This window comes from Phocaeicola sp. ICN-14070 (genome assembly GCF_037892625.1).
Lineage (GTDB): Bacteria > Bacteroidota > Bacteroidia > Bacteroidales > Bacteroidaceae > Phocaeicola > Phocaeicola plebeius.
Genome location: NZ_JBBKBF010000102.1, coordinates 1 through 6664 on the forward strand (window position 1 = coordinate 1; position 6664 = coordinate 6664).

The 6664-nt window shown below is 42.7% G+C and carries 9 protein-coding genes; 8 read left to right on the forward strand and 1 reads right to left on the reverse strand.

Features of this window, described 5'->3' with window-relative positions; translation table 11 throughout:
• Positions 1-192 precede the first annotated feature (192 nt).
• The gene (locus WKT20_RS17160) at positions 193-2001 is read left to right on the forward strand and encodes a fasciclin domain-containing protein (protein WP_340417792.1); all 1809 of its coding nucleotides are present in this window, start codon (positions 193-195) and stop codon (positions 1999-2001) included.
• Positions 2002-2221: 220 nt separating this feature from the next.
• Positions 2222-2893, forward strand: a complete 672-nt coding sequence (locus WKT20_RS17165) for an MgtC/SapB family protein (RefSeq protein ID WP_118166301.1) — start codon at positions 2222-2224, stop codon at positions 2891-2893.
• A gap of 48 nt (positions 2894-2941) precedes the next feature.
• Here the strand turns inward: WKT20_RS17165 and WKT20_RS17170 are convergent, their stop codons facing one another.
• Positions 2942-3160: a winged helix-turn-helix domain-containing protein gene (locus tag WKT20_RS17170; RefSeq protein WP_118244701.1), complete on the reverse strand. Its 219-nt coding sequence runs from the start codon at positions 3158-3160 to the stop codon at positions 2942-2944.
• Between the two features lie 238 nt (positions 3161-3398).
• Here WKT20_RS17170 and map point away from each other — a divergent pair, with 238 nt between their 5' ends.
• From map to WKT20_RS17200, 6 genes are all read left to right on the forward strand, one after another.
• The gene (gene map / locus WKT20_RS17175; RefSeq protein ID WP_007558235.1) at positions 3399-4253 is read left to right on the forward strand and encodes a type I methionyl aminopeptidase; all 855 of its coding nucleotides are present in this window, start codon (positions 3399-3401) and stop codon (positions 4251-4253) included.
• A 15-nt stretch (positions 4254-4268) separates the two neighbouring features.
• Positions 4269-5291: a tRNA (adenosine(37)-N6)-threonylcarbamoyltransferase complex transferase subunit TsaD gene (tsaD, locus tag WKT20_RS17180; protein ID WP_022053950.1), complete on the forward strand. Its 1023-nt coding sequence runs from the start codon at positions 4269-4271 to the stop codon at positions 5289-5291.
• A gap of 20 nt (positions 5292-5311) precedes the next feature.
• The gene (locus tag WKT20_RS17185) at positions 5312-5812 is read left to right on the forward strand and encodes a CinA family protein (protein WP_007558237.1); all 501 of its coding nucleotides are present in this window, start codon (positions 5312-5314) and stop codon (positions 5810-5812) included.
• 104 nt (positions 5813-5916) lie between these two features.
• The gene (rpmB, locus tag WKT20_RS17190) at positions 5917-6177 is read left to right on the forward strand and encodes a 50S ribosomal protein L28 (protein ID WP_007558239.1); all 261 of its coding nucleotides are present in this window, start codon (positions 5917-5919) and stop codon (positions 6175-6177) included.
• A gap of 19 nt (positions 6178-6196) precedes the next feature.
• Positions 6197-6385, forward strand: a complete 189-nt coding sequence (rpmG, locus tag WKT20_RS17195; protein WP_005841291.1) for a 50S ribosomal protein L33 — start codon at positions 6197-6199, stop codon at positions 6383-6385.
• A gap of 9 nt (positions 6386-6394) precedes the next feature.
• Positions 6395-6550 carry a DUF4295 domain-containing protein gene (locus WKT20_RS17200; RefSeq protein ID WP_007558249.1) on the forward strand — a complete coding sequence of 52 codons (156 nt, stop codon included), beginning with the start codon at positions 6395-6397 and terminating at the stop codon, positions 6548-6550.
• Positions 6551-6664: the final 114 nt, after the last annotated feature.

Below are 6664 nucleotides of genomic sequence, written 5' to 3' on the forward strand. Positions count from 1 at the left end.
AAAACTATTTTCCGCCATGACAATTTTATCGGCTGAAAAACAGCCGATAAAATTGTCATGGCGGAAAATAGAATGCTTACTATATAACTGCAAAATAAGAGCAGTTATATGCTACCCGTTGTGTAGGATAGTATATAACTGCCTTTGCAAAATCTATTACGTTTAATATTAATGTTTTATCTAGTTAAAACTATGAGAAAATTTTATTTTTATCTGATTGGCATGCTCCTTACATTTGCGGCATGTTCGGAAGAAACAGAGATTACTCTACCTTCAAAAGGGGAAGAAGAGGTGAAGGAAATTGTATCAGCCTTGGAAGAAAACGATGAAATCAGTGATTTTGTGGAAGTCCTGAAAACCGTAAATGTGGCCGACTTGGAAGAAGATGAATTGACAGTGTTTGCCGTACGTAATTCGTCGGCCGCCATGTCAAGAAGTGCTGCTCTTGATTCTACATCAGTAAAGAGACATACTGCCAAAGGACGTTACGGGAAGGTGGACCTGACGGACGGAAAAGTGCTGGAAAGCATTAGCGGTGAGAGCCTGTATGTGACCAGAACGGGCGAAGATATCTATATTAATGGAGTAGTGATAGAAGGTGAAGCCATCCAGGCAGGCAACAGCTATGTGTACGTAGTACCTGAAGTGATGGAACAGCAGTCTGAGCCTGTAAATGTGTATGTAACGACGATTAACGTGTATGCAATTAATCAGGGAAATAGTTCTGAGAGCCCGTTGAAAGACGTGGCGGTAGTAGTGAATAAGGTCGGAAAAGATTCATTGGGAATTTATACGAAAGGTGATTCTTTGGGTGTATGGAAAACTGATGAGCAAGGTCAGGTCGTAATCAAGCATACAGAGAATCAAATCGTGTTCAATGTATATAAGGCCGACTATAGTGATAAATATGACAATTACCTGCTGGCTGGCGTAGATAATGCAGGAAAGTTTATGTATGTGGACTTGAACGCTGACGGAATGCACACCAAAGAGGATAAGGTGGATTTTGAATTGCCTTATTACGTAGGCTACGTAGATGATGTAAAATCATCTACAAAGACCGTGTATATGACTACAGATATTGCGGAACCCGAAGTGCCGGAAGAACTTCCGGATGCCGATTCAGTGCGCGTGGCGTGGAAAGACGTACTGACAGATTATATGCGGTATAATGTGGAAGCGGAGAGCAAATTGGTACAAGGTTATGCGAATTTTGACTACTCTCAGGTAGGGAGCCTTTCAGATAGCTTGTGGAGTAAAGCTTATAACCTGGTAAATAAGGGTAATCAATTTGTCGATATGTTGTCGAATAGTACTGAGGAACAATATTTTGAGCTGAAACAAAACATATTGATGGATTTGTCGCTGGTGTATACCCAGTTGTATGGATATTACGGACAAATGGTTGATCGCGGTTCTGTAATTCCGGAAGATCAGTTGATTAAACAGATGGAAAGTTTGTCAATGTATGTAAATGGAAACCGACGTTATGCATTGTCTGTCATGCTGGCTAAGGTTCATCTGCTAAGACAGGACTGGCAGGGAGCGGCTTATTCTTGTGAAGAAGTGATTGCTTCGGGTGTTTACAGACTTGAACCTCAGTTGGATCATACTATGGTGCCATCCAGTGAAAGTAAAGAAGTGATTTATGGTGATTTCTATGCGGACGGAAAATACATACATCCCTTGTTGTATAAAGAAGTGCTGATTATGGCAGCTTATGCAAACTTTAAAATGGGTACGATAAATAAAGCCTTACAGCTTGTAAATGAACTGCTTGCTTCTTATGGAATGGCACATACGGATGTGACGTTAATAGAAAACAAGATAATCGACCTCTCATCGAATTTGTATGGTACAGGGCAACTATATCCGTATGCCAGACTCTTTTCTATGAAGTTCCGGGCCGATGGTTTCGAAACTCCAAAGAACTGGTTCCTGCCTGTGCCTGAATCGGCTTTATTGTCTTGTCCTAATTTGCAGCAGAATCCCGGATATTGATTCCTGAAAAACTTTAATACTAGTCTTTAGAGGCTCTTCGACCAGTCTTGTGCTTTATTCGTTTGTGAATTGAAAGCATAAGGCTGGTTTTTTATATGCAGAAAAAGGGAAGAATGTCATCGTCTTTGAATTTCACATTGAAGCCGGACATTTGTCGGCCATTGTTGGAGGAATATTATTTTTTTCGTATCTTTCGGAAAGAACTTTTAGCTGAAAGTATATGAATATTTACGTAGATTTTTCTTTAAGGTTGTTTGTGGCCGGCCTGATGGGAGTGCTTATCGGGCTTGAGCGGGAGTACCGGGCGAAAGAGGCGGGTTATCGTACGCATTTCCTGGTGGCACTGGGCAGTGCGTTGCTGATGATAGTGTCGCAATACGGCTTTATGGATGTGCTGGAGAAGGATTTGGTTCGCCTGGATCCGAGTCGTCTGGCCGCTCAGGTAGTCAGTGGTATCGGTTTTATTGGGGCGGGTACTATCATCCTGTTGCAGAAGCAGGTGGTGCGCGGATTGACTACGGCGGCTGGCGTGTGGACCACGGCCGGAATCGGACTGGCGGTAGGGTCGGGAATGTACATGATAGGTGTTCTGGCCACTTTCCTGGTGTTAGCTGGACTGGAAGTTCTTAGCTATTGTTTTAAAAGTATAGGAATGCGAAGCATGATTATCGAGCTTACGGCAGAGAATTCCGAGGCCTTGAAAGCCCTTTCCGGCAAGTTCAGTTCCGAGAATTTTCAGATAACCTCCTACGAGATGAATAAGGTGTATGAGAACAACCATGAAGCCTATCGCATCACAATGGTAATCAGAGCGAAAAGAGTGAATGAGGAAGGATTGCTCTTGATGATGCTTCATGAGTTTCCTGATGTGACGGTGAACCGCATTGTCTGACATAAAACCAAAATACCACCAGAGCCTTCTCTCTGATGGTATTTTGTGTTAACCGATGTAGACATTGACATGTAAAAACAAGCGGTCATGCTGCTCGTCAATGTCAAAATCTATTTTGTCTTCTCGGGCCAGCCATCCGATAGCCGCATTCAGGTCTCTGTCTGACAGGCCGGATGCCTGTTTAAGCTTGTCGTACTCCCAGTGGGCATTGTCGGAAAGGAGTTTCCATACGATATCCGCATTTGTTCCGATTTGGTTTTTGTTCATCATAATTCCAAAAATAATGTAGTAGCTGAGCGAAGATATAAAATTTGTTTTTGTAACAAATCTTCTGCTAACAAAATAATATCGGAATAGCGTATTTCCCTTTTCTATTAATTGTTTTGATGATAATATTACAGAAATGTGACAATGCGCCTGCAAATTGTCAGCGTTTTTTATATCGCTTCCCGTACGCTATTCCATTTTTTTCTTATACCTTTGCACATAAGTAAAAAAGACGATTATGAAGAGACATAAGATAAACTGGAGGGTACCCAAAGGGGCAGAACTGACGGAATTGGACAAGAAAGTGCTGTTTTATCAGGATAAAGGGCATTTGGTTCCGACTCGCCAGTTGATTAAGACTCCGGAGCAGATTGAAGGAATTCGTCGTAGCGGCGTCATCAATACAGGTGTGCTCGACCTGGTGGAAAAGGAAATCCATGCAGGAATGAGTACGGCTGAGATTGACAAGCTGGTATATGAGTATACCCGCGATCACGGAGCTATTCCGGCAACCTTGGGGTATGAGGGATTCCCGAAAAGCTGTTGTACTTCCATTAATGAGGTGGTTTGCCATGGAATTCCGAGCGAAGAGGAAATTCTGGAAGAAGGCGACATTATTAATGTGGACTGTACGACGATTCTGGACGGTTATTATGCCGACGCTTCACGTATGTTCATTATCGGAAAAACCACTCCGCAGAAAGAAAAACTGGTGCGTGTGGCAAAAGAATGTCTGGAAGTCGGTATGGAAGCGGCCCGTCCTTTCGGCTTTGTGGGAGATATCGGCCATGCCGTAGAGAAACACGCGAAGAAGAACGGATTCTCGGTGGTGCGTGATTTGTGCGGCCACGGAGTAGGAGTGGAATTCCACGAAGAACCGGATGTGGAACACTTTGGCAAGAAGGGTACAGGTATGTTGCTTGTGCCGGGCATGGTGTTTACCATTGAACCGATGATTAATATGGGAACCTGGGAAGTCTTCATTGACGAAGAAGACGGATGGACTGTAGTGACGGAGGATGAGCTTCCTTCCGCACAATGGGAGCATACCTTTGTGATGACGGAGCAGGGACTTGAAATATTGACCTATTAATAATAGAAGAACGTTATGAGTACAATAATATTAGGAATAGAATCTTCTTGTGATGATACTTCTGCGGCAGTGATAAAGGATGGCGTATTGCTGTCGAGCGTGATTGCCAGCCAGGCGGTGCACGAAGCTTACGGAGGAGTGGTTCCGGAACTGGCCTCGCGTGCACACCAGCAGAATATCGTTCCGGTGGTGCATGAAGCTTTGAAACGTGCCGGAGTGGCAAAGGAAGATTTGAGTGCCATTGCCTTTACTCGCGGACCGGGTCTGATGGGTTCTTTGCTGGTAGGAGTGTCTTTTGCCAAAGGACTTGCCCGCTCGCTGGATATTCCGATGGTAGAGGTGAACCATTTGCAGGGTCATGTGCTGGCGCACTTTATTCAGGAACCCGACGGTGAAAACGTACAGCCTAAATATCCTTTTATCTGTCTGCTGGTTTCAGGAGGAAACTCTCAGATTATCCGTGTGAATGCGTATAATGATATGGAGGTGTTGGGACAGACCATCGATGATGCGGCAGGAGAGGCTATCGACAAGTGCTCCAAGGTGATGGGGCTGGGCTATCCGGGAGGTCCGATTATCGACAAGCTGGCGCGTCAGGGTAATCCGGAAGCCTTTAAATTCAGCAAACCGCATATTCCGGGCTATGACTATAGCTTTAGCGGACTGAAAACCTCTTTCCTGTATTCGCTCAGAGACTGGATGAAAGAAGATCCCGATTTCGTAGAACATCATAAGACGGATTTGGCTGCTTCGTTGGAAAAAACGATTGTAGACATCCTGATGGATAAATTACGTAAGGTAGTAAAGGATACAGGCATCAAGGAAGTGGCCGTAGCCGGAGGAGTGTCGGCAAACAACGGTCTGCGAAACGCTTTCCGTGAACATGCGAAAAAATATGGCTGGAACATTTTCATACCGAAGTTCGGGTATACTACCGACAATGCGGCCATGATCGCCATTACGGGATATTATAAGTTTTTGGACAAGGATTTTTGCACTATAGACAAACCCGCTTATTCACGGGTAACCATTAAGTAACAATTTAGAGAAAACAGATTATGTCAGTAGAAACCAAAACACTAAGTAAGGAGATAAGTGAAATTTTCTGGAGAGAAGGCTATACATTGGCTACTGCAGAAAGTTGTACGGCTGGTAACGTGGCAGCCATCATAACTGCTATCCCAGGTAGTTCTCGTTTCTATAAAGGTGGAATTATAGCCTACTCAGATGAGGTAAAGAAAACGCATTTATATGTAAATGCCGAAACACTGGAACAACATGGGGCAGTAAGTGAAGAAACCGTTGTGGAAATGGTAAAGGGTGCCATCAAGGCGTTGGATGTGGATTATGCAATGGCTACATCCGGAATTGCCGGTCCTGGCGGAGGAAGTCCGGAAAAACCGGTCGGTACGATTTGGGTAGCAGCCGGAACAAAAGATGCGGTACTTACGGCTAAATTGACCGAAGATGAAGGTCGTGAGAAAAATATTCAGGCTGCAACGGCAAAAACCCTCCAATTATTGTTGGAATTATGCCAAAATCAAGGAAAAGAGGAGTAAAAGTTCAATTTGTTGAAAAAAGATTTGTTTATATAAAATAAAATCACTTACTTTGCACTCCGTTTGAGAGAACCATGGAATAAAACTATAAAAACTAGATAGAAATGTCGAAAATTTGTCAAATTACCGGAAAGAAAGCCTTGATAGGCAACAACGTTTCACACTCTAAGAGAAGAACAAAAAGAACTTTTGATGTGAACTTGTTTACAAAGAAATTCTACTATGTAGAACAGGATTGCTGGATTAGCCTGAACATCTGCGCTAACGGCTTGCGAGTTATTAACAAAAAAGGCCTGGATGCAGCGCTGAACGAAGCGGTAGCAAAAGGTTATTGTGATTGGAAAACTATCAAAATTATTGGTTAATTAAAAGGAGAGAAAGACTATGGCTAAGAAAGCTAAAGGAAACAGAGTACAGGTAATCCTTGAATGCACAGAAATGAAGGATAGTGGTATGCCGGGAACTTCTCGTTATATTACAACTAAGAATAGAAAAAATACCACTGAAAGATTGGAATTGAAGAAATACAATCCGATTTTGAAAAGAGTAACAGTTCATAAAGAAATTAAATAATAACAGACCATGGCAAAGAAAACAGTCGCAACCCTTCAGACAGGTAAAGAAGGACGTTCTTATACTAAGGTTATCAAAATGGTTAAGTCTCCGAAAACTGGTGCTTACGTTTTTGACGAACAAATGGTTCCTAACGAAAAAGTACAGGACTTCTTCAAGAAATAATTTATCTTTTGAGATATAAAATGCTAAATAAAAGTTCCTTTCATTTAAATATGGAAGGAACTTTTTTTGTGTGAAAGCGAGAATAGTTATATCTTTGTTATATTCGTTTCTATG

Bases quoted from the DNA above. Each gene is read 5' to 3' on its own strand.
- WKT20_RS17165 (WP_118166301.1), top strand. From the start codon at position 2,222: ATGAATATTTACGTAGATTTTTCTTTAAGGTTGTTTGTGGCCGGCCTG.
- tsaD (WP_022053950.1), top strand. From the start codon at position 4,269: ATGAGTACAATAATATTAGGAATAGAATCTTCTTGTGATGATACTTCT.
- rpmG (WP_005841291.1), top strand. From the start codon at position 6,197: ATGGCTAAGAAAGCTAAAGGAAACAGAGTACAGGTAATCCTTGAATGC.
- WKT20_RS17160 (WP_340417792.1), top strand. From the start codon at position 193: ATGAGAAAATTTTATTTTTATCTGATTGGCATGCTCCTTACATTTGCG.
- WKT20_RS17185 (WP_007558237.1), top strand. From the start codon at position 5,312: ATGTCAGTAGAAACCAAAACACTAAGTAAGGAGATAAGTGAAATTTTC.
- map (WP_007558235.1), top strand. From the start codon at position 3,399: ATGAAGAGACATAAGATAAACTGGAGGGTACCCAAAGGGGCAGAACTG.
- WKT20_RS17200 (WP_007558249.1), top strand. From the start codon at position 6,395: ATGGCAAAGAAAACAGTCGCAACCCTTCAGACAGGTAAAGAAGGACGT.
- WKT20_RS17170 (WP_118244701.1), bottom strand. From the start codon at position 3,160: ATGAACAAAAACCAAATCGGAACAAATGCGGATATCGTATGGAAACTC.
- rpmB (WP_007558239.1), top strand. From the start codon at position 5,917: ATGTCGAAAATTTGTCAAATTACCGGAAAGAAAGCCTTGATAGGCAAC.